The organism is Streptomyces hundungensis (assembly GCF_003627815.1).
Taxonomy (GTDB): Bacteria; Actinomycetota; Actinomycetes; order Streptomycetales; family Streptomycetaceae; genus Streptomyces; species Streptomyces hundungensis_A.
Genome location: NZ_CP032698.1, coordinates 7181432 through 7207273 on the forward strand (window position 1 = coordinate 7181432; position 25842 = coordinate 7207273).

The following is a 25842-nucleotide window of genomic DNA, read 5'->3' on the forward strand; positions in this document are numbered from 1 at the left end:
GCCGCTCCCCGGCCCGCCCGTACGGGGCCGGCGCCCCGGCGCCTCCTGACTCGCGCGCCTTCAGCCGCTCACCAGGTGGCCCAGCTCAGGACCCTGGTGAGCACCCGCAGCGCCCCGAAGTGGGCGGCGCCCCGCTCGACGATCAACTGGGCGCCCGGGATCCGCTCGGCCAGCCAGCGGGTGTGCTGCACGGGCGCGAACACGTCCTGTTCGCCGTGCCACAGCAGGACGGGAGCGGTGATGTCCTCGGGGCGGAACTCCCAGTCGGTGCTGAACGCCATCACGTCGTCCACCCAGCCGTCCGCCGAACTGCGCAGCGCCTCCTCGAAGTTGCGCTCCAGCATCGCCCGGATGCCGGCGTCCGCGACGATGCCCCGGTCCGGCTTGGGCAGGTCGTGCCGCATGTCGGCGACGGAGCGGCGCGGATCGGAGCGGATGGTGATCGAGCGCATCTCCAGCGCGGTGGTCAACTGCCCTTGCCCAGCAGCCGCGTTGATGTACTCGCGGACATTGGCCTCGGTCATCCCGTCGAACCAGTCGAGCCCCTGGGCGTCGCGCGGCGCGAGCCCCACCAGGGCCGCGGCCCTGGCCGTGCGGTCCGGGAGCAGCGCCGCACAGGCGAGCGCGTGCGGGGCGCCACCGGAGCGGCCCACGACGGCGAACTCGTCGATGTCCAGCGCGTCGGCGATGGCCTCCACATCGGCCGCCGCGTGGGCCACCCGGCGCCCCGGCAGCCGGTCCGAATCTCCGTATCCCGGCCGGTCGAACGTGATGAGGCGGACGCCGAGCCGGTAGAGCACCGCACTGCGCGGGGCCGGGCCGAGCCGGCTCCCCGGGGTGCCGTGCAGCAGGAACACCGGTCTGCCCTTCGGGTTCCCATAATTCTCGACCGCTAAGTCCCGCCCGTCCCTGGTACGAATCAGCTCCCCCAACTGGTGCCTCCCCCTAGGTCTGGTTGGCGCCAGTATGAGCGTGTGCGATTCAGTGGTACATACCCACACTCGCCGAATGCGCGACCGTGGCCCGCTCCGCTCGGCCCCGCTCAGCCGAGGCGGGGGATCTCGATCGCCGGGCACCGGTCCATGACCATGTCGAGCCCGGCGGCGCGCGTGCGGTCGTACGCGTCCTGGTCGACGACCCCGAGCTGGAACCAGACGGCCTTCGCCCCGGCGGCGACGGCCTGATCGGCCACCTCACCGGCGAGCTCGCTGTTGACGAACACGTCGACGACGTCGACGGGGAAGGGAATGGCGTCGAGCGAGGCGTACCCCTGCTCCCCGTGCACGGTCTCCGCCTTGGGATGCACGGGCACGACCCGCTTCCCGAACCGCTGAAGCACCTTGGCCACCCCGTAGGCGGCCCGCCCCTGATTGGAGGAGAGCCCCACGACGGCCCAGGTGTCACCGCTCTCGGTGAGGATCTTGCGGATGGTGTCCTGCTCGGACTGCTCGGGCTGCTCGGACTGCTCGGGGTGCACGGTGGCTCCTGGGGGTCGGGGGTGGCCCATGGTCACTGGGGCAACGTCCGCACCGCCCGGCCGCATTCCGTTCAGGGCCCCGCGGTGACGTCCGCGTGCCGTCCGGCGCCTGTTCCCCGCCCCACCCGCCGCGCCGCCCCGTACTCCCGCACCAGCACCCCCACGGCCCCCCGCACCGACGGGCGGGCGGGGGATTTCAGGAGGGCGGGGCCCTTGTGGGTGGCCGCGGTCAGGGTGAGGGTGTCGAAGGCGATCAGGGCGCGGACCAGGGGGCGGCCCGGCTCCGGGACGAGGTGGGTCAGGGGGCTGCTCGCGGCGAGGGTGGTGCGGGCCCGGTCGAGCGCGGCGGCGATCAACGCACGGGTGCCGGGCAGATCGCGGGCCTGCTCCAGGTCCTCGCGGGTGACCCCACAGCGCTCCAACTCCTCGCGGGGCAGGGTGAGTCGACCGTCGGCGAGGTCCTCCGCGAGGTCGTTGACGAAGTCGATCCGCTGGGCGGCGTCGATATAGGTGCGGCATGCCGCGCGGAACTCCGTCGCGTCGCCGTCCGGGCCCAGCAGACAGGCCACGAGCATGAACGCGGGCAGCGAGTAGGCGTCGATGTAGGCCTGGTAATCCGCCTCCGTGGCGAAGCCCGTGAAGTCCAGGTCGGTGCGGGCGGTGCGCAGGTAGTCCTCGACGTGGTCGCGCAGGCGGGGGTGGGCCGTGATGGTGTTCAGGAGCGGACGGATCACCGGGTGGCCGCTGTCACCGTCGGCCAGGCCGTCGCGAACCTCGCGCTCCCATGCTCCGTAGGCCTCGGCCCGGGCGTCGAGGGGACCGCTGTCCAGCAGGTTGTCGCTGTGGTGCATGAACGCGGTCGCCGCGACCACGTGCGGGAACAGCGGTCGCGGCAGCAGCAGCCGGGCGGCCAGATAGGCGCTGCGCTTGAAGCGTGCGGCCAGTTCGCGCTGGCGGGTGTAGTCGTCGCGCAGCCCTGGGGCGCGGATGCCCGCGGCGTCGAGGGCCTGGTTCCACGCGCTCATCGATGACCTCTCCCGGGATGTGGATGCCGGGTTCCAGTGGATCACGGCCGCGCGAGAGGCCACCGCTCAGGCCGTGGTGAACGTGTGGGTGGCTCCGAACGACCCGGCGACCGCGATGTCCACCACCAGCCTCGGGTGGGTGGCGACCACGGTGACGGAGGGATCGGCGTGCCGGAGCCGGTGGCCCGCCCCCTCGACGGTCACCCGCACGGTGTCCTGCGTCTGCGTGGGGTCGGACAGGGCGAACGTCCACCCGATGGCGGTACGCCCCCACATCATCGCGGCGGCCCCCGACACCCGGACCCGTTCGACGGTGCCCGCCGTGAAGAACGACGCTGCCGTCAACTGCCCGTCCAGGCACACCGATTGGGCCCGTCCCGTGTTGGCCAGTACGCTCCACCGCCCGCACGCCCGGCGGGTGTGGTCCACGGAGGCGCCCGGCAGCACCGCGTAGGCGTAGCTCGCGTCGGTCGGGTGGACGCCGTGGTCGAGGACGATCTTCTGGTAGCGGCGGGTGTAACGGGTCGCCGTGCCATGGGTGTTGGCGCCGGTGTCGATGCCTAGCCAGCTGCCGGCGCGGTCCTCGCGCAGGAGGGTGAGGGGCCCTCGGCCCGGCCCGTCGAGAAGTACGTATCCGGCCGTGCCCTCCAGGTGCAGCCACCGCGCGTCGGCTACGGCGCTGGGCGTGCCGGGCAGGGAGCGGTCCGGGCGGCCGTTGACGAGCAGCCGGGCGGAGCCCTCCTCGCCGAGGTTGCGGTTCTCGATGGCCGTGCGCACCGGGGCGCCCGAGGCGTCCGCGATGGCGGCGCCGAGGCAGATCACCGCGTCCGGGGTGAAGAACCAGGACTTCCTGGCCGACAGGGTGCCGTCCTGCGAGACGAAGTCCAGGCCGTGGGCGCCGTGGGCGTCGTCGAAGCGCACCCCGCCGGCGTACGAGGTGGCGGTGCGCGGCGGGTCGGCGAGCAGCGGGGGCGGTGGGGCGTCCTTCTCGGTGGTGCCCGGGAGCAGGGTGGCGTCCACGGTCGGCCAGTAGGCGTCGCTGTAGTGGCCCTGTCGGCCCGGCAGGAAGGTGTAGAGCACGCCGTCGCCCGTGTACCAGCCGTGCAGGTTCATGCCGTTGATGGACTCGTACCGGCAGATGCGCCGCGACCCCGTTCCGAGCGAGGCGGACCACCCGGGGGTGCTGTGCACCATCCGGTCCATCTGCGGGAACACCCGGTGCTCCCGGACCGCCGTGGTGGCGGCACGCGACCTGGACGTGAGCTGTTCGGCGAACTCGACCTCGGGTACGCCCACGGGTTGCAGCCCGCCCGAGTACCTGCCGACGTCGGCGACGTCGAGGTACGGCGCCCAGGTGCCCTCCGCGATCCAGCGCGCGGCCAGAGACGTGAGGCGGGAGCGGGCGGGTTCGGCGGCGGTCCTGGCGAGAAGGACCACGGCCGCGATGAACTGGTGCCCGGCGTCGTGCCCCGTCTCGCCCTGCCGAGAGAGCATCCGGCCGCGCACCGGCTCCATCATCGACCCGGCGAACAGGAACGGCGCGTACACCTGGGTGACGGTCGACTCGAACATCTCCCTCACGGCGGACGGGAGTTGGGTGGAGGTGGCGTCGGTGACATGGGTCAGGGCGGCGATCGCGCTCAGGAGCACCAGACCGTAGTGACCCGGGTAGGGCACCACCTCGTGCTGGATGAAGGACCCGTCGGTGCGGTAGCCGTCGCCGTGGGTGGAGCGGCGGGTGAGGTCCGCGGCCCCCTGCCCCGCGACGTCGGTCACCGCCGCGAGGCCGGCGGCCACCCGGGCTGAGTCTCCCGCGAGCGCCCCGGACACCACGGTGATGAGCGCCTTGTCCGCACGGTTGGCGCCGGTCTCCACCAACTCGGGTGTGTTGGTCCGGCGGTTGGGGTCGGCGACGAAGCGCAGCACGGGACGCAGCACGCGTTCGAGGTCGGCGGCCGGCAGACGGTCGCCGAGCGCCACGACGGTCTGGAGCAGCCAGTACGGCACCCCGATCTCGTAGGAGTACCAGTTGCCGATCTCCGCGGTGTTCTCGTTGTACTGCGTACGGTAGAGGGTGGTGAGCGCGGTCATGATGCGCTCGGGCTGATCGGGGCGGGCGGACAGCGCTGAGCCGGGCGTCGCCCAGGCCACGGCGATGGTCCTCAACCGGTAGTACATGGTGGGGAAGTAGGTGCTGCCGGGCCCGGTCGGCAGGTCCGCCCAGAGCTGGTCGCGGGTCACATCCATGGCCGCGTCATGGGCGAGAGCCACCTGATCCAGGGCGGCCAGGGCCCGGTCGCGCCGGAGCGACGGGCGGTTCACACCGATTTGGAGCTCGCGGTACGCGGCCACGATCCGGGCATGGTCCCCGGCGTCCGAGGGCCCGAGCGGTGCGGCCGACGCGGGCTCACCGAGCCCGAGGGGGACCGCGGCGGCCACCGCCGCGGTTGCTCCGAAGCGCAGCACGTCTCTGCGGTCAAGCGACATCGCTCGTCCTCACATCGGATTCGGGAGGGCGAGGAATCAGCGCCCCATTGTTCAACTACGTGAACGACGCCCATGTACGAGAACCTCCTGGGCGCGGCCAAGGTAGCCTTGACGCCGCGCGGGAGTCAACGCCCTTGCCGGGTCGGCTTGTTGGGCGGCGGGCGCGCCGGGGCCCACCCATGGCATGAACCGGCGGCAAACCTCCGCTCCGGAAAACCCCGTGCCCTGCCCCCGCTCCGCTGCCTACACTCGCCAGGCGCGCCGCCGAGCAGCGGCGGGCAACACGCCGCACTCGAGTGACGAGTGACGAGACCGAGTGAAGAGAAAGGGGGCCGGGTCATGCGTACGCAGTACACCGCGGCCCTCGCCCCCTCGTGCCGGTTCGACGTGATTTTGGTGTCTCGCGTCGGTCGGTGACGGCCGCGCGGCCCTCACCGCAGGTAAGTGACGCAGCGTCAAACCCCTTGCCCACACGCCCCGTTGTCGCACGATGACGGCTCCGTGGGGCAGGGCCGGTGACGCCGTCCGCAAATCGCGCCGTCCGCTTCCGCGGTCTCCTGAGTCATCTCAGCGACAGCACTCGAAAGGGCCTCAGGCCATGCGTACTCCCATCCGACCCCTCACCGCGACACCCCTGCGCGCCCTGCGCAACCTCGGCATCCTCGCCCACGTCGACGCCGGCAAGACGACCCTCACCGAGCGGATCCTGTTCGCGACCGGCGCCGTCCACAAGCGGGGCGAGGTCCACGACGGGACGACCGTCACCGACTTCGACGCCCAGGAACGCGATCGTGGCATCACCATCTTCGCCGCCGCCGTGAGCTGCGACTGGGACGGGCACCACATCAACCTCATCGACACCCCGGGCCACGTCGACTTCGCCGACGAGGTCGAACGGTCCCTGCGGGTCCTGGACGGCGCGGTCGCCGTGTTCGACGCCGTCGCCGGTGTGGAACCCCAGAGCGAGTCGGTCTGGCGCCAGGCCGACCGGCACGGCGTGCCGCGGATCGCGTTCGTGAACAAAATGGACCGGGCGGGAGCCGACCTCGACACCGCGGTCGCCTCCATCAAGGACCGGCTCGGCGCCGTGCCGTTGGTGGTCCAGCTTCCCGTGGGGCGCGAGGACGGCTTCACCGGCGTCATCGACCTGGTGCGGATGCGCACCCTGCTGTGGGACGGCGACACCCGTACCGAAGGACCCGTCCTCGAGGAGTGGTCCGACGACGCCGCCGGTCGGCGCCGACTCCTGGAGGAGACGGTGGCGGAGCTGCATCCGGACGCGCTCGAAGAGTTCTGCGGCGCTTCGGAGCTGAGCGAGGAGACCCTGGTGCGCGCCCTGCGCGAGCTGACCCTCGGCGGCGACGCGGTGGTCGTGCTGTGCGGCTCGGCCTACCGCAACCGCGGGATCGAACCCCTCCTCGACGCCGTGCTGGCCTATCTGCCCTCGCCCCTCGACATGCCGCCGGTACGCGGCACCGCCGACGGTCGTGAACAGGAGCGGGCGCCCGACCCGGCGGCGCCCTTCGCGGCGCTCGCCTTCAAGGTGAACTCCACGGCGCGCGGCCGCCTTACCCATCTGCGGATCTACTCGGGCACCCTGCGCAAGGGCGCCTGGGTACGCGACGCGGCGAGCGGCCGCACCGAACGCGTCGGCAGGATCCTGCGCGTGCAGGCCGACCGGCACGAGGAGAAGGAGGAAGCGATGGCGGGGGACATCGTCGCGGTGGTCGGCCTCAAGACCGCCCGGCCCGGCGCGACGCTGTGCGCGCCGGACGCGCCCGTGCTCCTGGAGCCGCCCTCGGTCGCCGATCCGGTGGTGTCGGTCGCGGTCGAGGCCAGGCTGGCCGGCGACACGGGCCGGCTCGCGGCGGCCCTGGCCCGCCTGGCCGAGGAGGATCCGTCCCTGGTGGTGCGGTCCGATCCGGAGACCGGTCAGACGGTGCTCTCGGGCCTGGGCGAGCTCCATCTGGAGGTCGCGGTGGAGAAGATCCGCCGCGATCTGGACGTGGAGGTCAACGTCGGCCGGCCGCAGGTCTCCTACCGCGAAACCGTCCTGCGCGGCGTGAGCGGCGTGGTGTACCGGCACGTCAAACAGGACGGCGGCGCCGGGCAGTTCGCACACATCGTCCTGGACGTCGAGCCCATGGAGGAGGGGGGATTCGCATTCCGCTCGACGGTGGTCGGCGGCCGGGTGCCGCAGGAGTACGCGCGGGCCGTGGAGGCGGGCTGCCGCGACGCCCTGGCCGAGGGTCCGCTCGGCGGCCATCCGGTCACCGGGCTGCGGGTCACGCTCACCGACGGGGCGATCCACTCCAAGGACTCCTCGGAGATGGCGTTCCGCACGGCGGGCAGGTTCGGGCTGCGCGAGGCGTTGCGCGCGAGTGAGATGGGACTCCTCGAACCGGTCGCGGAGATCACGGTGACCGTTCCCGAGGACGGCGTCGGCGGCGTCCTCGGTGATCTCGCCGCCCGCCGAGGCCAGGTGACGGCGTCCACCGCCGGCGCCGGATCCGCGGTGATCACCGCCACGGTTCCGCTGGCCGAGCTGTTCGGGTACGCCTCCCGGCTGCGCGGGCGGACCCAGGGCCGGGGCACCTTCACCACCCGGCCCGCACCGCTCGCGCCGGTACCGACCGCGGTGGCGCAGGCCCTTTTGGCGCGGTAGCCGCCGTCCGCCCCGCCCCGGTCCGCCGGGGCGGGGCGGGTGGGACGGCGCCGCCTCGAAGGCTCCGGCTCCGGCTCCGGCTCCGGCGGAGCTCGCGGCCGGTGCCGCATAGGGTGGACGGATGCAGGAGCAGTACCGCACCGTCGCCCGAGCGGGCGTGCACGAGAGCGAGATCAACCGGTCGCGCTTCATCTGCGCGCTCGCGCCCGCCGCCACCGAACAGGAAGCCCAGGACTTCATCGCCCGCGTCCGCAAGGAGCACCCGACGGCCGGGCACCACTGCTTCGCGTACGTCATCGGAGCCGACGCCTCCGTACAGAAGGCGAGCGACGACGGCGAACCCGGCGGCACCGCCGGAGTCCCCATGCTCCAGATGCTGACCCGGCGCGAGGTGCGCTACGCCGTGGCCGTGGTCACCCGTTACTTCGGCGGGGTCAAGCTGGGCGCGGGCGGTCTGATCAGGGCGTACGGAGGCGTCGTCGGCGAGGCCCTGGACGAGCTCGGCACCATCGTGCGCCGCAGGTTCCGCCTGGCCACCGTCACCGTCGACCACCAGCGCGCCGGGAAACTGGAGAACGACCTCAGGGCGACCGGCCGCGCGGTGCGCGAGGTGGCCTACGCCGAAGCCGTCACCATCGAGATCGGTCTCCCCGAGGCCGACATCGAGGCCTTCCGCGGCTGGCTCGCCGACGCCACGGCCGGCACGGCCACGCTGGAGCTGGGCGGAGAGGCGTACGGGGACGCCTGAGCAGTACGACACCCGACAGCCGCCCCGTGCCGTCCGAGCCGCCGGGGGCGGGTGGATGTTTCCGTTACCGCCCGTGATGTCAGACCCCACCGTTACCCTCGAGGATCATGAGATTCCTGCACACCTCGGACTGGCACCTGGGCCGGTCCTTCCACCGGGTCGATCTGCTCGGTGCCCAGGCCGCGTTCGTCGACCACGTGGTGGCGACGGTTCGCGACCGAGGTGTGGACGCGGTCCTGGTCGCGGGTGACGTGTACGACCGAGCGGTGCCGCCGCTGGCCGCCGTCGACCTCTTCGACCGGGCGCTGCACCGCCTCGCCGACCTCGGCGTGCCGACCGTGATGATCTCCGGCAACCACGACTCGGCGCGCAGGCTCGGAGTGGGGGCGGGCCTGATCCAGCGGGCCGGAATCCATCTGCGGACCGACCCGGCGGGGTGCGGCACCCCGGTCATGATCGGGGACGTGGCCTGCTACGGGCTGCCCTATCTGGAACCCGCGCTGGTCCGCGACGAACTGGGCGCGCCCAAGGGCGGCCACGAAGCGGTGCTCGCCGCGGCCATGGACCGGGTCCGGGCCGACCTCGCGGAGCGCCCCCACGGCACCCGCTCCATCGTCCTCGCGCACGCCTTCGTGGCCGGCGGCGAGCCGAGCGACAGCGAACGCGACATCACCGTCGGGGGAGTGGCCGCCGTGCCCGCCGGAGTCTTCGACGGCGTGGACTATGTGGCCCTCGGGCACCTCCACGGCAGCCAGGTGATCACCGAACGGGTCCGCTACTCGGGCTCCCCGCTCGCCTACTCCTTCTCGGAGGCCGACCACCGCAAGTCCATGTGGCTGGTGGACCTCGCGGCCGACGGAACCGTCGAGGCCGAGCGGATCGACTGCCCGGTGCCGCGCCCCCTGGCCCGCATCCGGGGCCGGCTCGACGCGCTCCTCGACGACCCGGCCCTGGCCCGGCACGAACAGGCCTGGGTGGAGGCCACGTTGACCGACGCCGCCCGCCCGGCCGACGCGATGGCGAGGATCAGCGCCCGCTTCCCCGGCACCCTGAGCCTGGCCTTCGACCCCGAAGGGGCCGACGGCGAGCCGCACACCTCGTACGCGCAGCGCCTCAGCGGACGCAGCGACCAGCAGATCGCGGAGGACTTCGTGGCGCACGTACGCGGCGGCAGCGGCCCCGACGACCACGAACGGACGGTCCTGCGAGGGGCGTTCGACGCCGTGCGGGTCGACGACGGGGTGCGCGAGGTGGCCCGATGAGGCTGCACCGCATGCGGGTCACCGCCTTCGGCCCGTTCGCGGACAGCCAGGAGATCGACTTCGACGCGCTGTCCGCCGCGGGCCTGTTCCTGCTGCACGGTCCCACCGGCGCCGGCAAGACCTCGGTCCTCGACGCGGTCTGTTTCGCCCTGTACGCGGCGGTCCCCGGCGCCCGGCAGAGCCCCGCCACCCCCCTGCGCAGCGACCACGCCGCACCGGACGTCTTCACCGAGGTGCTGCTCGAACTGACCGTCGGCGGAAGGCGGTTGGAGATCACCCGCCGCCCGCAGCAGGAGCGCCCCAAGAAGCGGGGCAGCGGATTCACCACCGAGAAGGCGCAGACCTGGCTGCGGGAGTACGACCCGGCGGCCGGAGCCTGGCGGGCCCTGAGCCGTTCGCACCAGGAGATCGGCGAGGAGCTCGGACAGCTCATCGGGATGAGCCGGGAACAGTTCTGCCAGGTGGTGCTGTTGCCGCAGGGGGAGTTCGCCAAGTTCCTGCGGTCCGACGCCGAAGCGCGCGGAAAGCTGCTCGGCAGGCTCTTCGACACCCGCCGGTTCGCGGCCGTCGAGGACCGGCTCGCCGAGTTGCGCAAGACCGCCGAGCGTCAGGTCAAGGACGGCGACGAACGACTGCTCGCCCTCGCCCAGCGGATGGCGCAGGCCGCCGGCGACACCACGGACGCCCGCGCCTGGCCGCTGCCCGACGCGCGGCCCGGCGACCCGGGCCTTGCCTCGGCCGTCCTCCAGTGGGCGGCCGTCGCGCGCTGCGGCGCACAGGAACGCCTCGACATCGCCGAGGCCGCCGTGGCCACCGCCGAGAGCCGCCAGGCCGCCGCCCGCCGCGTCGCCGAAGAGACCCGGCAGCTGGCCGCACTCCAGGAGCGGTACGCCCAAGCCCGCTCCAGGGCCGATGAGTTGGCGGCCGGCCGCCCCGAGCAGGACGAGCTGAAGGCCCGCCTGGAGACGGCCCGCAAGGCCGAACGGGTCGCGCCCGCCCTCGAATGGCAGGAACAGGCCCAGCGCGCCCACGGCGCGGCGACCGCCGAACGGGACCGCTCCCGCGCCCGGCTGCCCCCGGACCTCGCCGACGCCGGAGCGGAACAACTCGCCGCCCTGGAAAGGCGGATGCGCCAGGACCTCGGAGCCCTGGAGTCCGCCCGCCGGGCCGAGCGCCGCAGCGCCGAGATCGACGAGGAGCGGGCCCGCCTCGACCGGCAGGCCCGCGCCGACGAGGACGTCCTCACCGACACCACGGCATGGCTCGCGGGCTGGGAGACCGTCCGGCTCGACCATCAGGCCAGGATCGACACCGCCCATGAAGCGGCGGCCCGCGCGGAACAGCTCGCCGGACAGCTCGAACCGGCCAGGAACCGCCTCGCCGCCGCCCGTGAACGCGACGCGCTCCAGGCCCGCTCGGCCGAGGCGACCCGAGCGCACGAGACCTCCCGCGAAGCCGCCAACGCCGCCCACGAGCACTGGCTGACCCTGCGCGAGGAGCGGCTGCGCGGCATCGCGGCCGAGCTGGCCGCGCGGCTCCAGGAAGGCGAGCCCTGCCCGGTGTGCGGCGCGGCCGAGCACCCGGCGCCGGCGCGCCCCGGCGCCGGTCAGGTCGACCGCGCCGCCGAGGACGCAGCCCACCAGGCATACCGCCGAGCGGACCGCACGCGCGCCGAGGCGGAGGCCGCCCTGTCCCTGGTACGGGAGGAGCTCGCGGGCGCCCGGGCCGCCGCGGGCCACGCGGACGTCGCCCAACTGGCCGACGAGGCGGAGCGGTTGCAGCGGGCGCACCGCGAGGCGCGGGACGCGGCGGCCGGGCTGCACGAGGCCCGGCTGGCCCTCGCCTCGGCGGAGCGGGAGCGCGAGCGCCGCCTCGCCGCCCAGCGCACGGCCCAGGAGAACGCCGCGGCCCGCACCGCGAGCCGTGAGGCCCTGGAGCGTGAACAGGGCGCGCTGGAAAGGGAGTTGAGCGAGGCGCGGGGCGGGGCGTCCAGCGTCGCCGAACAGGCCGCACTGCTCGAACGCCGCGCCGCGATCCTCGCCGAGGCGGTGGAGGCGGTCCGTGCCGTCGAGGACAGCGCCGAGCGGCTCAAGGAGGCCGACGGGCGGCTATCGGAGGCGGCGTTCCGGGCCGGCTTCGACACCCCGGCCGCGGCGGCGGCAGCCCTGGTCGACGAGCGCGGCCAGCGCGACATCCAGCACCGGCTCGACGCCTGGCAGCACGAGCGGGCCACCGTCACCGCGTGCCTCGCGGAGCCGGAGACGGCCGCGGCCGGCCGTGCCGCCCCGGCCCGCACCGCGCAGGCGGACGCCGAGTCCGCCGCCGCCGAACGCGCCCTGCGCGACGCCGCGTCGGCCCTCGCCGCCGCCCGGGCCCGCCGCGCGGAACTGGGCACCCTGAGCGCGGCGGCCGTCGAGGAGACCCGCGCGATCGGCCCGCTGCGCGAGGAGTACGAACGGGTCGCCCGCCTGGCCGGGCTCACCGCGGGGACCTCCGCCGACAACGAGCGCAAGATGCGCCTGGAGTCCTACGTCCTGGCCGCCCGCCTCGAACAGGTCGCCGCCGCGGCCACGGCCCGCCTGAGGCGCATGTCGGGCGGGCGGTACACGCTGGTCCACTCCGACGCCAGGGGAGGCCGCGGACGTTCGGGCCTGGGGCTGCACGTGGTGGACGCCTGGACGGGCCGCGAGAGGGACACCGCGACGCTGTCCGGGGGAGAGACCTTCTTCGCCTCCCTCGCGCTGGCGCTGGGGCTCGCCGACGTCGTCACCGACGAGGTGGGCGGGGCGCGCCTGGACACCCTGTTCATCGACGAGGGCTTCGGCAGCCTCGACGACCAGACCCTGGACGAGGTCCTGGACGTCCTGGACTCCCTGCGCGAACGCGACCGCAGCGTGGGAATCGTGAGCCACGTGGGCGACCTGCGGCGCCGCATCCCGGCGCAGCTGGAAGTGGTGAAGGACCGGGCGGGATCTTCGGTACGGCTCCGGGGGGCCGGCGCGCACTGACGACAGGTGACTCCGGTCTCCTCCACCCCGAGCGAGCCCGGCGGGCTCAGCCGGTCAGGATCCCTGTGAAGCCGGTGGCCGGGACGGTGTCGGCGGGGCGACGGCGTCGCATGCGAGCCGTATCACCCGCACCCCGTCGCAAGGCGCACCTGTAGGGGAACCAGGTGCAGCACCGACTACCAGCACTCGGGATCCGCGCGGCAGGGCCCGACGGGTCTGGGGCGGATCCCCAGGACCGGTCTCCTTGGCGCCTCAGAGGCTGATCGCCCGCCGCGGCAGCGGTGACGAATACACCACGCTCGTCGTCACGGCCCCCAACGCCCCGATCTTCCCGGAGATCTCCTCCAGGTGACTCATCGACCGCGCCCCCACCTTGATCACGAAGCAGTCGTCGCCCGTCACATGGTGCGCCTCCATGATCTCCGGCGTCGCCTCCACGAGATCGTGGAACGGCTTGTAGTTGCCGTTCGGATAGCGAAGCCGTACGAAGGCGAGGATCGGCCGGCCGAGGCGTTCCTGGTCGACGACGGCCGTGTAGCCCGCGATCACCCCGGCCTCCTCCAGGCGGCGTACCCGCTCGGTCACCGCGCTCGCCGACATCGACACGGTCCGGGCCAGCTCGGCGAAGGTCGCCCGGCCCTGCTGCTGGAGGGCTTCCAATATGCGCCAGTCGGTGGCGTCCGGGGAATACGCGTTCATGGCCTCAGACAACCGTGGAATCCCCGGCGAATCAAGGGGTGTTCCGGGGATCGGACCTTCCCCGAGTTGATCACCGGCGCATAGATTTTCAGCCATGACGACACAGCTCACCACCCCCGCCAACCCGGTCCTGCGGGTGGCCCCGGCAGCCCCCGCCGACGCCGCCGCCTACTTCCGCGCCAGCCTGGTCTTCCACGCGGACGTCTCCGACGTGGCCTCGGTCCTGGCCGCCGGAGGCGACCCGGGGTTCGTGGTGCTGGACTCCCGCTCCACCGCCTCCTGGGACCAGGGCCATGTGCCCGGCGCCGTCCATCTGCCGACCGCGCTGATCGCCGAACAGGCCGAGCGGCTCCTGGACAGGTCCGTCCCCGTCATCACGTACTGCTGGGGACCGGGATGCAATGGCGGAACCCGCGCGGCGCTCGCCCTGGCCGAACTCGGTTTCCAGGTCAAGGAGATGCTGGGCGGCTTCGAGTACTGGGTGCGCGAGGGCTTCGCGTTCGAGACGTGGGAGGGCGAGGAGCGGCGCGACGCCGACCCGCTGACCGCGCCGGTCGGCGCGGAGGAGTGCGGCTGCTGAGGACGGGGGCGGGGACGGCTCCGAAGAGACCGCCCCCGCGGGCGACCTCAGAGCTTGGACAACTCGTCGACCAGGTCGTCGAGACCGAGCGAACCCTGCGAGAGGGCCGCCATGTGCCAGGCCTTCGGATCGAAGGCGTCGCCGTGGCGGGCGCGGGCGTTCTCGCGGCCGAGCAACCAGGCACGCTCGCCCAGCTTGTAGCCGATCGCCTGCCCCGGCATCGACAGATAGCGGATCAGCTCGCTCTGTACGAAGTCCGCCGGACGGCTGCTGTGGCCGCTGAAGAACTCATGGGCCAGCTCCGGCGTCCAGCGCTCGCCCGGGTGGAACGGCGAGTCGCCCGGGATCTCCAGCTCCAGGTGCATGCCGATGTCGATGATCACCCGACAGGCGCGCATCATCTGCGCGTCCAGGTAACCCAGCCGGCGCTCCGGGTCGGTGAGGAACCCCAACTCGTCCATCAGGCGCTCCGCGTACAGCGCCCAGCCCTCGGCGTTGGCGCTGACATGGCCGACGGTCGCCTGGTAGCGCGAGAGCTGGTCGGCCACGTGAACCCACTGCGCGATCTGAAGGTGGTGGCCGGGCACGCCCTCGTGGTACCAGGTCGACACCAGGTCGTATACGGGGAAGCGGGTCTCGCCCATGGTGGGCAGCCAGGTGCGGCCGGGGCGGGAGAAGTCCTCGGAGGGGCCCGTGTAGTACGGGGCCGCGGCGCCGCCGGGCGGCGCGATGCGGGACTCCACCTTCCGTACCCGCTCGGCGAGTTCGAAGTGGGTGCCGTCCAGCGCCTCGATGGCTTCGTCCATCAGCGACTGCAACCAGTCGCGCACCGCGTCGACGCCCTCGATGTGCGCGCCGTGCTCATCGAGGTGGGCCAGCGCCTCCCACGGCCCGGCGCCGGGAAGGATCTTCGCGGCCTCGGTCTTCATCTCAGCGAGCAGCCGGTGGTACTCGGACCAGCCGTAGGCGTACGCCTCGTCGAGGTCGAGCGCGGTGCCGTTGTAATACTGCGACCAGCGCTGGTACCGCTCGCGCCCCACGGTGTCGGGGGCGCCTTCGATGGCCGGGGCGTACACGTCGCGCAGCCAGTCGCGCAGGGCGGCGAGGGCGGCGGAGGCCCCGGCCGCCGCCGTGTCGAGCTCCTCGCGCAGTGAGGCGGGGCCGGGTGCGGCGAGCCCCTCGAAGAAGCCGGTGTCGACCCATTCGCCGAGCTGCACGATGACGGTCTCGGTGGCGCGCGGGCCGCCGAACAGCTTGCGTTCCAGGCCCAGTTCGAGCGAGGCGCGGTAACCCTCGATGGCGTCGGGGACCGCGCGCAGCCGGGAGGCCAGGGCGCGCCAGTCCTCCTCGCTCTCCGTCGGCGTCATGGTGAACGCCATCCGGACGCTGTGGACCGGGGAGTGCAGATTGCTGACCGTGCGCAGCCCCTCGTCCGCCTCGTGCACGGCGAGTTCGGAGGTCAGCCGCTCCCGCAGCAGCCGGCCGCAGCGCCGTTCGGCGTCGCTGTCGGCGCCGGGCCGGCGCTCGGCCTCGTCGAGGCGGGCGAGTGTGGTGCGCGCCAGGTCGGCCACGGCCGACTGTCCGGCCGGGGAGAAGTCCGGCAGGAGGGCGTGGCTGGCCCTGACGCCCAGATAGCTCCCGGTGATCGGGTCGAGTTCGATGAGTGCGTCGACATAGGCGTCGGCGACCTGGCGGGGCAGCGCGCTGCTGGAAGTGACTGACATGCGGACATCCTCTCCGAGTGAGGGCTCCACGTCACCACCCAACCTTCCGAGCCACCTGACCGGGGCGCCCGGCCCCCTTCGTACGACGACGCGCGGCCGGACCGTGACCGGCCGTGCGTCCGTACTCCGTCAACGGCTCAGCCGCGCCCGAAGTGCCCGCGCCGGACCGCGTAGTTGGTGGGGGCCGCGGTGTCGAGGCGGGCCGTGACCACCAGGGTGCCCTCCTCGATCTGGTAGTCCAGGGGCAGCCCGAGCCCGCGCATGGCCGCGACCATGCCGGTGTTGGAGGCCTGGGTGACGGCGTACACGCTGTCGCAACGGGCCTCGACCGCGAGGTCGACCAGTCGGCGCAGCAGTTCGGAGCCGATGCCGCGGCGCTGCCAGGAGTCCTCGACGAGCAGGGCGACCTCCGTCTCGTCGCCGTCCCAGAGAAGGTGGCCGAGCGCGACCAGGCGTCCGGAGGCGGTCTGCACCGCGAGGGTGCGGCCGTAGCGCGGACTGAGGAGATGCCCGAGGTAGCGGTCTGCGTCGGCGACCGGGCCGTGGTACCGCAGCGCCAGGGTGCGGTCGGAGCAGCGCTCGTGCATGGCCTTGGCGGCCTCGATGTCGCCGGGGGCGGCACGCCGTACGGTGATCTCGTTGCCCTCGGGTAGCGTCAGGACGTCCTCGCCGCGCGGGACGCGGGGGCCGAGCCGGGCGTCCAGCTCGACCAGCGCGCGCGCCCGGGCGAACTCGGTCGGGGTGAACGGGAGATGGGGCCGCTCGATGGTGATCGCCCCGCCGCTGGGGTCGCGCAGCCGCATCGTGGTCGACTCCAGTACGCCCTCCACCGGGGCGGTCTCGCCGGTGGGGCGGCCGGTCAGGGAGACCGCGGGCAGCGAGTGGATGGTGCAGCGGCCGAGCAACTGGCGCAGTGCGAGCGGGAGTTCGGCGGCGTCGAGTGCGGTGCGCGTGGCGAGACCGAGCACCCGGGTCGGCGCGTCCACCAGATCGTGGGCGTCGGCCCGCTCGGTCCAGGTGTCGCTGCCGCCGGCCGTCGCGACGGCGCGGGCCAGTTCGGTGGCGGACAGGTCCGCCGGGGCGCGCAGCAGGAACTCGTCCACCGTGCCGTCGGCGAGCGGGTGCGTCTGAAGGGTGAGGATGTCCACGCGGTGCCCGGCCAGTGCGGTGCACAGGGCGGCGAGGCTGCCCGGCGCGTCCCGCACGGTGGTCCGCATCCGCCACAGCGCCGTCTCGCGGGGTGCGCCTTCGCCCTCCGCGCCGGTGCCGGCGGCCGCGCCCGGGCTGTCGTCCGTACCGCCCGTACCGCCGGTACCGCCGGTATCGCCGGTATCCGCGGGCGGAGGGGCATGGCTGTGGCGGCGTGCCCACCAGGTGTGGAACGCCGCCGTGGCGACCAGGGCCAGGGCGGAGGCGATCAGCAGGAACCGCCCGTCGGGGCCGTGGGCGACCAGGTTCGCGAGCCCGTCGGCGACGGCCACGGCCGTGAACAGGGCGGCGAGTTCGACCAGGTCCCGCCGCCAGTGGTGCCGACGCCGGGCGCGCGGGAGGGAGGTCCGTCCTTGGGTATCAGTCATGGCACCACTGTGACGCAGCGGTGTTGCGTGATCACGAACGCTTTGTGACTGACGGGTTAAGTGTGCTTCTGCGGGCCTTTTGGCCGTTTTCCATCAGACGTGTCCTGGAGCGATCGCCTCCGCCGCGCGACCCGCCACTCCGGCGGTCGGCCGCAGGTGGCCCGAAGTCGGCTTCGGATCAGACGAGTTGGATCGCCGAGCGGGGCGCCACGTCGCCGATGGTACGGCTGCCGTCCAGGATGACGCGAGTGACCAGGGCGGGATCGTCGTTCATCGGCACATGGCCGCAGCCCGGAAGGCGCACGAGCCGGGCGCCCGGGACGGCGAGTTTGGCGCGCACTCCCTGTCGGCGCGGCAACAACCGGTCCTTGCTGCCCCAGGCGACGGTCACCGGCACGCCGGGCACGTCCTGGGTGAACAGGACGTTTCGACCGGCGGCCAGGGTCTGCTCGAAGCCGGGCGCGATGCGCAGCGCCGCCGTCTCGGCCACGACGGCCTCGGGGGAGCGGCGGCCGGGCCGGGCGTAGATCATGCTGGTCAGCGCGGTGCGCCCGACGGTCGTGCGGGACATCCGCTCGACGGCCGGAGGCGGAAGCACCTTCGCCACGTGCCGCATCGTCTGGAGAACGGTGAACGCGTACCGCCGCTCGGCGGGTGTCCAGAAACCCGCGGGGGAGAGCGCCGTCACGGAGCGTACGAGCTTCTCGCGGCCCAACTCCAGGGCGAGCAGACCGCCGAGCGAATTGCCCGCGACGTGCGGCCGCTGGATGCCGAGGGCCTCGCAGAGGGCGCCGAGAACCGGCACCACGGTGGACAGGCTGTAGGAGACGCCGTCCGGCAGCCCGGGTGAGGTGCCGAAGCCCGGCAGGTCGATCGCGATCACGTCGCGGTCGGCGGCGAGCAGGTCGAAGACCGGGTCCCAGACCTGGAGGTGATGGCCTATGCCATGGAGGAGCAGGAGCGGCTCGCCCGTCCCTCGCCGCCGATAGGTCACCGAGGTGGCGCGGCTCCCCAGCGGAGTGTCGATCGTGAACGAGACCTCTTCGGTCATGAGGCTGCTCCCTGCCCTGGGGCCCGCGCTAGACATCTTGTCAGCAACAACTACCCCGCCGCAGGCGGGAGTTCAAGAGACATATCGGACAGACGGTGGTCGGGTGCGCATTCCCGCGGCGAGGCACGACAGGGCCCGAGCCGCGACGCCGACCGGCCTTTTTCCCGTAAGCCCGACCGGGTGGTGCGAACGCCGCGTGAACGCTGTGCGGAAACCCTCGTGTGCGCTCCGTAACGGACCGAGCATTGGTCTTGACCAAGGGGGTGGGCCGCCCTATGGTCGCAGAGTTAGTGCAGGAACCTTTAATAAACAAAGGCACGGAAAGCCGCCGCGGACACGGCGATTGCGGAGGATCAGGGTGGGGACCACGCAGCTGGAATCGGTGCCGGAACCGAAGTACTGGCACCTCAAGACGGTACTCAGCGAGGCGCTCGACTCGGACTTCGCGGTGGGCGAGATCCTGCCCAACGAGCGTGACCTCGCGGCCCGGTTCGGCGTCGCACGGGCCACGCTCCGCCAGGCCCTGGAACAGCTCGAACTGGAAGGCCGGCTCCAGCGCCGCCGCGGCGTCGGCACCACGGTGGCCCCGCCGCGCACGGCCGTCTCGGTCTCCACCGCGCAGCACGACTGGCCCGGCGCCCCCGGTGACGACTGGCAGACCAGTGACGCCACGGCCGCCGTCCCGCCCCTGGCGGTACGCCGCCTGTTCGACGGGGACGCCGCCGACGAGACGCACGTCGTGCGCCGCACCCGACTCGCCCACGGCCAGGCCGTCGCCGCCGAGCTCCTCTACGTACCGGCCGGCTCGGTCCCCGAGCTGTCCGCCATCGACATGCCCTCGGGACCGGCCCGCGGCCGCGCCGTGCTGCGCGCATTGCAGCGCCTGGACCTCGAAGGCCAGGACCGCGCCGTCGAGCTGGGCTCCGCCCGCGCCGACGACGCCAAGGAGCTGGACCGGCTGCCCGGTGCCCCCGTCCTCGTCGTGACCACCCGCTACTTCAGCGAGGGCCGTACCGTGGCGGTCTCCGTCGCCACGTACCGCGCGGACACCTGCCGCCTCACCTTCGGCGACTCCGGTGACGTCGAGATCAGCCACCCCGGCCAAGCCCGCCGAGCCTCCTGACCCACCCCAGGGACCGCCCTGAAGCGGCTCTGCCCGCAACTCCCCAAGCCACAAGCCCCAAGCCTCAGCGCCGTGCCGTCACCGTTCCCTCGACGGCGAAGAGCTCTTCCTCCACGTGGTCGAGGGCGAGACGCAGCGCGCCCGTCGCCACCACCGCCTCGCCCAGCATGGAGAGCACCACCCGGGGCGGCCGCAGGCAGTAACGGGCCAACTCCCTTCGCAGCGGCTCCAGTACGCCGTCGATGCCGGCCGCCCAGCCGCCCACGACGACCAACTCGGGGTCGAGGGCGAGCACCAGCGCGGCCACGTCGTGGACCAGCCGCTGAAGGAACCGTTCCACCGCGGCCTGAGCCCGCTCGTCGCCCTGCCGGGCCAGCGCGAACACATCGGCGACGGCCTGTTCGTCCAGCGGGTGCAGCGGCTCACCCGTCGTCGAGAGCAGCTTCTCCGGGGTGACGTCACGGCCGAGCAGATGCAGCGCGCCGATCTCGCCCGCCGCCCCGCCGAAGCCGCGGTGCAACCGTCCGCCGATCAGCGAACCCGCCCCCGGACTCAGCCCCGCCATGACGAAGACGACGTCGTCGGAGTCGACCGCCGCACCTTTCCAGTGCTCGGCCACGGCCGCCGCGTTGGCGTCGTTCTCGACCAGGACCGGGCAGCGGAAGGAACGCCGCAGCCGTTCGCCCAGCGGCAGGCCCGTCCACTCGGGCAGCGCGGTACCGAGCCGCACGGTGCCGTCGGCCTCCACGATGCCGGGGCTGCCGACGCCGACCGCCCGCAACGAACTGCGTGCCACACCGGCCCGGCGCAGCACATCCGCGACGGTCATCCGGACCCGTTCGAGGCGCTCATCGGCCGAGGCGGCCTCGGGCACCTCACGCGAACCCGCGCCGAAGATCCGGCCGTCCAGACCGGACAGCAGCGCGGCCACCCGGTGCGGACCGATCTCTATGCCCAGCAGGTGCCCCGCCTCGGCACGGAACCGGAAGCGCCGCGCGGGCCGGCCCTGGCGCCGCGCCTCACCCTCCTCGGGGGCGGACTCGACGACGAGCCCCGCCTCCATCAGCCCGTCGACCACGCCCTCGACCGTCGGCCGCGACAGACCGGTGATCCGGGTGAGATCCGTCAGCGTGGGAGATTCCGCGCCCCGCAGGGCGTGCAGCACCACCGCGGAATTGATCCTCCGCAGCAGAGAGGGGTCCCCGCCGGTCAGCCGCCCCAACGTGTGTCCTCCCAGCTCGTGCGCGTGTCTGCCGGATCGTACTCGCTGGTCAGGTGTACGGCGAGCGGCGGCCGGTAACGGAGGCGCATCAGCTCGGGGCCACGAAACCGGACTCGTACGCGGCGATCACCGCCTGGGTGCGGTCCCGCGCCCCCAACTTCGCCAGCACCGCGCTCACATGCGTCTTCACGGTCTCCGTGCCGACGATCAGCTTCCCGGCGATCTCGGCGTTGGAAAGCCCGCGCGCCATCAGCCGCAGCACCGCGGCCTCCCGCTCGGTGAGCGCCGCCTCGGCCAGTGCCGTACGCGCCGACCCGTTGCCGTACTCGGCGGCCAGGGCGCGCACCGCGGCCGGGAACAGCAGCGAGTCGCCCTCCGCGACCAGCCGGATCGCGTTCACGATCTCGGCGGGCCGAGCCCGCTTGAGCAGAAACCCGTCCGCCCCGGCGCGCAGCGCCTCGTAGACGTACTCATCGTTCTCGAAGGTCGTCACCACCAGGATCTTGGGCGGATCCTCGACCGTGCGCAGCACCGCTCGGGTCGCCTCTATGCCGTCCAGAAGGGGCATCCGCACATCCATCGCGACGACGTCCGGGCGCAGTTGCCGCACCAGCGGGATCACTGCCGCGCCATCGGCCGCCTCGCCCACCACCTCGATGTCGGGCTGCGCCTCGAGCACGGCCCGCAGACCCGCACGGACCAGAGGTTCGTCGTCGACCAGAAGTACGGTTACCGGCATCTGACCAGCGTAGTGGCAGCCCACGCGAGGACCGGCCGACCTGTGGACAACGTCGGGGCGCAGGCCCGGGGTGAGGGTCGGGGGTGCGGGTGCGGCCTCTGGTGCCGGGGGGCCGGTGGTGAGGGTGAGGTGCCGGGCCCGGGTGGCGAGGGCCGGTTGTGTCGGCGCCGAGCCAACTCATCCCGGTTGCACCCCCGCGTCGCCGCCCCCAACTCCCGGTCAGATCAAGGAGTCCAGCGGCAGCCGCACCCGCACCCGCCACTCACCCTCGTACGCCCCCGTGTCCGCCTCCCCTCCTAGCAGCGCGGCTCGCTCCCGCATCCCGCGCAGACCGCTCCCGCCCTTTCCACCGGGCGCCGCGCCCGTCAGGGGGTTGGTCACATCCATCTCAAGTCGCCCGCTCAGCACGGCCATGCGGATCCGCACCGGTACGGGCCCCGAGTGCCGCAGCACGTTGGTGAGGGCCTCCTGGAGGATGCGATATCCCTCCCGGGAGACCGGCCCCGGCACCTGTTCCAGGGGTCCGGAGAACTCCGCGTCGACCTCGGCGCCCGAGCCCCGGGCCGACTCGATGAGCCGGTCGGCCTCCAACAGTGTGGGTCGCTGGCTGGCCGGAAGCCCCGTCTCACGCAGCACCAGCAGCACCCGCTCAAGATCCTCCAGAGCCGCCCGGCCGGTCTCCTCGATCGCCGCGAGCGCCCGGTCGGTGAACGCCGGATCCCCGGCCGCGCGGGCCGCCCCCGCCTGGACGACGGCGACGGTGAGTGCGTGGCCGATGGAGTCGTGGATCTCGCGGGCGATGCGGTTGCGCTCCAGAAGCAGCTCGGTCCGCTCTTCCAGAGCGGTGAGCCGCTCCGTGGCCGACGACCCGAGCAACGTACGCGCGAGGAAGGTGATGAGGTCGCCCGCCAGCACCAGACAGACCGCCATGACCAGGAGCGGAACCACCGCGAGCGGTATGAGCCACCACCCCGACGGCAGGCCCGCGTCGAGCCGGCCGAAGACGGTCGGCCGGTTGCCGAGCCCGCGTGTGACAAGGTCCACGGAGAGCGCCGGGGCCCACACGGTGCCCGCCATCACCACGCCGGACAGCACGAGCCGGGCCTCCAGCCACAACACGGTCCGCCAGCGGTCGCGCCACGTGGCCGACGGCGCCACGGCGATGGACGCGTCCGACCTGCCGCGCTCGCCGGGGGTCAGAAGGAGCTGAGCCTGCATGCCCTCTTCGAGCCGGACCGCGGGGATCAGGCCGAGCGGCACGACGACCAGCGCGAGCACCCACAGGTGGTCCATGTCGATGAAGAGCCAAATGGCCACGAACGCGATGGGGATGAGCAGATGCAGCCATCGTGTGTAGGTGACCGGGCGGGCCAGCAGGCGAAGAATGCGGTGCATCGGCCCATCGTCGCAGCGCGCGGATCCGTTCGGCTCCCCCGTGCGGGGGAGAAGCTCCCCTCGGCCGGGGGAGGCGCCTGACCTGCGCGGACGGCCACGCTTGGGGCATGACACGGATCGAAGTCCAAGAGCTCCACAAGCAATACGGCCGCACGCGAGCGGTGGACGGGCCGACCTTCACCGTCGAGCCCGGCCGGGTCACCGGCTTCCTCGGCCCCAACGGCGCGGGCAAGTCCACCACCCTGCGCATCCTGCTCGGCCTCGACCGGCCGACGTCCGGCAGCGCGCTGATAGGCGGTCGCGCGTACGTGGATCTGGCCGAGCCGTTGCGTGAGGTGGGCGCGCTGCTCGACGCGCAGGCCGCACACGGTTCCCGCACCGCCCGCAGCCATCTGCTGGCTCTCGCGGTCAGCAACCGCATACCGCGGCGCCGGGTGGCGGAGGTCCTGGAGGAAGCCGGGCTTTCGGCGGTGGCCGGCCGCCGGATCAAGACGTTCTCGCTCGGCATGCGGCAGCGGCTCGGTATCGCCGCCGCCCTCCTGGGGGATCCCGCGGTGGTGATCCTGGACGAGCCGTCCAACGGGCTCGATCCCGAAGGGATCATCTGGACAAGGGAGTTGATGCGCACCCTCGCCCGGGACGGCAGGACGGTGCTCGTCTCCAGTCACCTCATGAACGAGACCGCGTCGTTCGCCGATCATCTCGTCGTCCTCGGCCGTGGCCGGCTCCTCGCCGACACCTCGATGCGGGACTTCATCGACTCCCGCATCCGCCCCAGGGTCCGGCTCCGCACCACCGATGACGCCCGGCTGCGGACCGTCCTGCGGGACAGGGGATTCAACCCCGTGCGAGAGGAGGGCGGCGTGTGGACGGTGGAGGGTGCGGGCCTCGACGACATCGGCCCGCTCGCCGCCCGTGAGGGCATACCGATTCTCGAACTCACCCGGAAGGAGGCCTCGTTGGAGGAGGCCTACCTCGATCTGACGGCCGGCGAAGCCGAATACACGTCCACCGGCGCACCCCTCAACCAGGAGGCCTGAACCATGACGTTGTCCGCGGCGCTTCACACCGAGTGGATAAAGATCCGTTCGCTGCGCTCCCTGGCGGGTTCCCTCCTGGCGGTTCCCGTGGCGACGGCGGGTCTCTCCCTCCTCATCTGCGGCATGCTCGGTCGCCCGGAGCCCGGCAGCACGGACTTCGACCCGGTGCTCTTCTCCTACTACGGGCTGAACTTCGGGCAGTTGGCCGCCATCATCCTCGGGGTCATCGCGATGGCGGGTGAATACAAGAACGACGGCATCCGGATATCCCTGGCGGCCGTGCCCAACAGGACCCTCTTCTACGCCGCCAAGCTCGCCGCGGTGGGCGGATGTGTTCTGGTGGTCGGCCTGGTGGCCGGCGCGGTCAGCTTCCTGGGCGGCCAGGCGCTGATGGACCCGGGGTTCGGCATAGGCATCGCTGATCAAGGTGCGCTGCGCGCGGTCATCGGCTGCGCCCTCTACCTGTCGCTGATCAGCCTGCTCGCGGCCGGCGTCGCCGCGTTGCTGCGCAGTGTCACCGGCGCGCTCAGCGTGCTGGTGCCGCTGTTCCTGATCGTCCCGTTCGTGGTGGGAGACCTGACCCGGGGCGGCGGTGCGGCCGACTTCCTGCCCGACCGGGCCGGCCAACAGATACTCCTCCAGCACCCGGTGGGGACGCTGGGCCCCTGGAGCGGGCCGGCCGTCCTGGCGGGATGGACGGCGCTCGCGGTGGTCGCCGGCTGGTGGTCGTTGCGTCGGCGGGACGCCTGACCGAATGGCGTCGGGCCCGAGCCTGACGGCGCGCCAATTGTCAGTGGCGGGCGGTTTACTGACGACATGACCACCGCCCTGTATCTCCAGCACATCGACCGGTTGCGCTCCCGGGAGTTCCCCGGCGAGCGCAGCCGAAGCGGCTCGGATGTGAGCGGGCCGGGATACCACTGCTCATGCCTGAGCGCCGACGAGGAGGAGTGGGAGGACCTGACGGAACGCCTCGAAAAACGTGCCCAATGCGTCGCGGACCACGACGCGTTGGTGGCCGAGCTCACGCGACGATGGGAGGAGCCGCAGTGGATCAGCCTCTGGAGTGCCCAGGCCCGACTGGTCGCCGGCGAGCAGATACCGGAGCCGTGGGCGGAGTTCGCCGTCGGATTCGACTTCCTGCATCTGTGGCGGGTCGGGGGCCGCTGGATAGCGCTGGGCCTGGACCTGGAAGCGGAGGGACCGGGCTGGGACCTCAGCGTCACGGTGACGGAGATAGACCCTCCGTAGGAGCGGGATGGCCCGCGCCCGGGGAAGCGGCTGCCTCGGCCGCGCCGGCGCCTCGGGTGGACCCACCACGAGCTTGGGCCGACCGTCTCCGCGTCGGCCGCGTCGGCCGCTCCGGGCCGACCGCCCGCGCTCTCCGACCGTGCCCGGCCCGGGCAGCCATCGGCAGTGCGCGTCCGCTCCGCCGGAGTGATGTCGGCCCGCCCGTCGGCCGGGTTCAGTCGGAGGGGGCGGCCTGCGCGGCGAGGCGCAGCCGGGCGTACTCCTCGGCCATGGTCTGGGCGGTCCAATGGGCGTTGAGGCCGCTGGGGTTGGGCAGTGCCCACACCCGGGTCGTGCCGATGGTGCGTTCCTGGGGACCGATGCGGGCCTTGCGGTCGTCGAAAGCCGTGCGGTACGCGGTCACTCCGACCACGGCCAGCCAGGTGGGCCGAAACCGCTCGACCTTCGCCGTGAGCAGGCGACCGCCCTCGCGGAACTCCTCGGCGTCGATCTCGTCGGCCCGCGCGGTGGCCCGGGCCACCACATTGGTGATGCCGAGTCCGTACGAGAGGAGCTCGTTCTGCTCGGAGGGCTTCAACTGCCGTGGGGTGAAGCCGGACCGGTGCAACACCGGCCAGAAGCGGTTGCCCGGGCGGGCGAAGTGGTGGCCCGTGGCGCCGGACATCAGGCCGGGGTTGATGCCGCAGAACAGTACGGACAGGCCGCCCGCGATCACGTCGGGAATGACGGTGTCGCGAGCGGCCTGGAGTTCCTGGGGAGTCAGCACGGA

General features: G+C 72.8%; 21 protein-coding genes. 9 read left to right on the top strand and 12 right to left on the bottom strand.

All coding sequences use genetic code 11. The annotated features are described in order from the left end of the window. Window positions 1-68: 68 nt before the first annotated feature. The 4 genes from DWB77_RS31920 to DWB77_RS31935 all read right to left on the bottom strand — a co-directional run bounded on the left by DWB77_RS31920 (window position 69) and on the right by DWB77_RS31935 (window position 4989). Window positions 69-932 carry an alpha/beta fold hydrolase gene (locus tag DWB77_RS31920; RefSeq protein WP_120725484.1) on the bottom strand — a complete coding sequence of 288 codons (864 nt, stop codon included), beginning with the start codon at window positions 930-932 and terminating at the stop codon, window positions 69-71. Between the two features lie 110 nt (window positions 933-1042). Then, on the bottom strand, window positions 1043-1477 hold the full coding sequence (locus DWB77_RS31925; RefSeq protein ID WP_246033699.1) for a CoA-binding protein: 435 nt from the start codon (window positions 1475-1477) through the stop codon (window positions 1043-1045). Window positions 1478-1548: 71 nt separating this feature from the next. Continuing rightward, a complete protein-coding gene (locus DWB77_RS31930; protein WP_120725486.1) occupies window positions 1549-2502 on the bottom strand; it encodes a phytoene/squalene synthase family protein in 954 nt (317 codons plus the stop codon). A 66-nt stretch (window positions 2503-2568) separates the two neighbouring features. After that, a complete protein-coding gene (locus DWB77_RS31935; protein WP_120725488.1) occupies window positions 2569-4989 on the bottom strand; it encodes a polysaccharide lyase 8 family protein in 2421 nt (806 codons plus the stop codon). Window positions 4990-5587: 598 nt separating this feature from the next. Here DWB77_RS31935 and fusA point away from each other — a divergent pair. The 4 genes from fusA (at window position 5588) to DWB77_RS31955 (ending at window position 12672) form a co-directional block, all read left to right on the top strand. Then, window positions 5588-7654 carry an elongation factor G gene (gene fusA / locus DWB77_RS31940; protein WP_120725490.1) on the top strand — a complete coding sequence of 689 codons (2067 nt, stop codon included), beginning with the start codon at window positions 5588-5590 and terminating at the stop codon, window positions 7652-7654. 121 nt (window positions 7655-7775) lie between these two features. After that, entirely contained in the window at window positions 7776-8402 is a 627-nt protein-coding gene (locus tag DWB77_RS31945; RefSeq protein ID WP_120725492.1) for a YigZ family protein, read from the top strand. A 107-nt stretch (window positions 8403-8509) separates the two neighbouring features. Beyond that, window positions 8510-9664 (top strand): exonuclease SbcCD subunit D, encoded by a 1155-nt coding sequence (locus DWB77_RS31950; protein WP_120725494.1) that lies wholly within the window; start codon window positions 8510-8512, stop codon window positions 9662-9664. Beyond that, entirely contained in the window at window positions 9661-12672 is a 3012-nt protein-coding gene (locus DWB77_RS31955; protein WP_120725496.1) for an AAA family ATPase, read from the top strand. The genes DWB77_RS31950 and DWB77_RS31955 overlap by 4 nt, the downstream gene beginning before the upstream one ends. Window positions 12673-12924: 252 nt before the next feature. Here DWB77_RS31955 and DWB77_RS31960 read toward each other — a convergent pair whose 3' ends face one another. Continuing rightward, complete coding sequence (locus tag DWB77_RS31960; RefSeq protein WP_120725498.1) at window positions 12925-13371, bottom strand: Lrp/AsnC family transcriptional regulator; 447 nt, start codon at window positions 13369-13371, stop codon at window positions 12925-12927. Between the two features lie 94 nt (window positions 13372-13465). Here DWB77_RS31960 and DWB77_RS31965 point away from each other — a divergent pair, with 94 nt between their 5' ends. Next, window positions 13466-13951 carry a rhodanese-like domain-containing protein gene (locus DWB77_RS31965; protein WP_120725500.1) on the top strand — a complete coding sequence of 162 codons (486 nt, stop codon included), beginning with the start codon at window positions 13466-13468 and terminating at the stop codon, window positions 13949-13951. A 47-nt stretch (window positions 13952-13998) separates the two neighbouring features. On the opposite strand, the gene DWB77_RS31970 is transcribed toward DWB77_RS31965, so the two are convergent. The 3 genes from DWB77_RS31970 to DWB77_RS31980 all read right to left on the bottom strand — a co-directional run bounded on the left by DWB77_RS31970 (window position 13999) and on the right by DWB77_RS31980 (window position 18303). Then, the gene (locus DWB77_RS31970) at window positions 13999-15675 is read right to left on the bottom strand and encodes a DUF885 domain-containing protein (protein WP_120725502.1); all 1677 of its coding nucleotides are present in this window, start codon (window positions 15673-15675) and stop codon (window positions 13999-14001) included. Between the two features lie 137 nt (window positions 15676-15812). Continuing rightward, window positions 15813-17252, bottom strand: a complete 1440-nt coding sequence (locus tag DWB77_RS31975; protein WP_120725504.1) for a GNAT family N-acetyltransferase — start codon at window positions 17250-17252, stop codon at window positions 15813-15815. A gap of 178 nt (window positions 17253-17430) precedes the next feature. Further along, the gene (locus DWB77_RS31980) at window positions 17431-18303 is read right to left on the bottom strand and encodes an alpha/beta fold hydrolase (protein WP_120725506.1); all 873 of its coding nucleotides are present in this window, start codon (window positions 18301-18303) and stop codon (window positions 17431-17433) included. 358 nt (window positions 18304-18661) lie between these two features. Between DWB77_RS31980 and DWB77_RS31985 the strand changes: the two genes are divergently transcribed. Beyond that, entirely contained in the window at window positions 18662-19426 is a 765-nt protein-coding gene (locus DWB77_RS31985; protein WP_120725508.1) for a GntR family transcriptional regulator, read from the top strand. A 64-nt stretch (window positions 19427-19490) separates the two neighbouring features. On the opposite strand, the gene DWB77_RS31990 is transcribed toward DWB77_RS31985, so the two are convergent. From DWB77_RS31990 to DWB77_RS32000, 3 genes are all read right to left on the bottom strand, one after another. Next, the gene (locus tag DWB77_RS31990) at window positions 19491-20648 is read right to left on the bottom strand and encodes an ROK family transcriptional regulator (RefSeq protein WP_120725510.1); all 1158 of its coding nucleotides are present in this window, start codon (window positions 20646-20648) and stop codon (window positions 19491-19493) included. An 88-nt stretch (window positions 20649-20736) separates the two neighbouring features. After that, a complete protein-coding gene (locus tag DWB77_RS31995) occupies window positions 20737-21387 on the bottom strand; it encodes a response regulator (RefSeq protein WP_120725512.1) in 651 nt (216 codons plus the stop codon). 219 nt (window positions 21388-21606) lie between these two features. After that, window positions 21607-22782 (bottom strand): sensor histidine kinase, encoded by a 1176-nt coding sequence (locus tag DWB77_RS32000; protein ID WP_120725514.1) that lies wholly within the window; start codon window positions 22780-22782, stop codon window positions 21607-21609. A gap of 107 nt (window positions 22783-22889) precedes the next feature. On the opposite strand from DWB77_RS32000, the gene DWB77_RS32005 reads away from it, so the two are divergent. The 3 genes from DWB77_RS32005 to DWB77_RS32015 all read left to right on the top strand — a co-directional run bounded on the left by DWB77_RS32005 (window position 22890) and on the right by DWB77_RS32015 (window position 25073). After that, complete coding sequence (locus DWB77_RS32005; protein WP_120725516.1) at window positions 22890-23822, top strand: ABC transporter ATP-binding protein; 933 nt, start codon at window positions 22890-22892, stop codon at window positions 23820-23822. A gap of 3 nt (window positions 23823-23825) precedes the next feature. Then, window positions 23826-24572: an ABC transporter permease gene (locus tag DWB77_RS32010; RefSeq protein WP_120725518.1), complete on the top strand. Its 747-nt coding sequence runs from the start codon at window positions 23826-23828 to the stop codon at window positions 24570-24572. A 66-nt stretch (window positions 24573-24638) separates the two neighbouring features. Next, the gene (locus DWB77_RS32015) at window positions 24639-25073 is read left to right on the top strand and encodes a hypothetical protein (RefSeq protein WP_120725520.1); all 435 of its coding nucleotides are present in this window, start codon (window positions 24639-24641) and stop codon (window positions 25071-25073) included. 214 nt (window positions 25074-25287) lie between these two features. Here DWB77_RS32015 and mug read toward each other — a convergent pair whose 3' ends face one another. Continuing rightward, the gene (mug, locus tag DWB77_RS32020; protein ID WP_120728479.1) at window positions 25288-25836 is read right to left on the bottom strand and encodes a G/U mismatch-specific DNA glycosylase; all 549 of its coding nucleotides are present in this window, start codon (window positions 25834-25836) and stop codon (window positions 25288-25290) included. Window positions 25837-25842 lie beyond the last annotated feature (6 nt).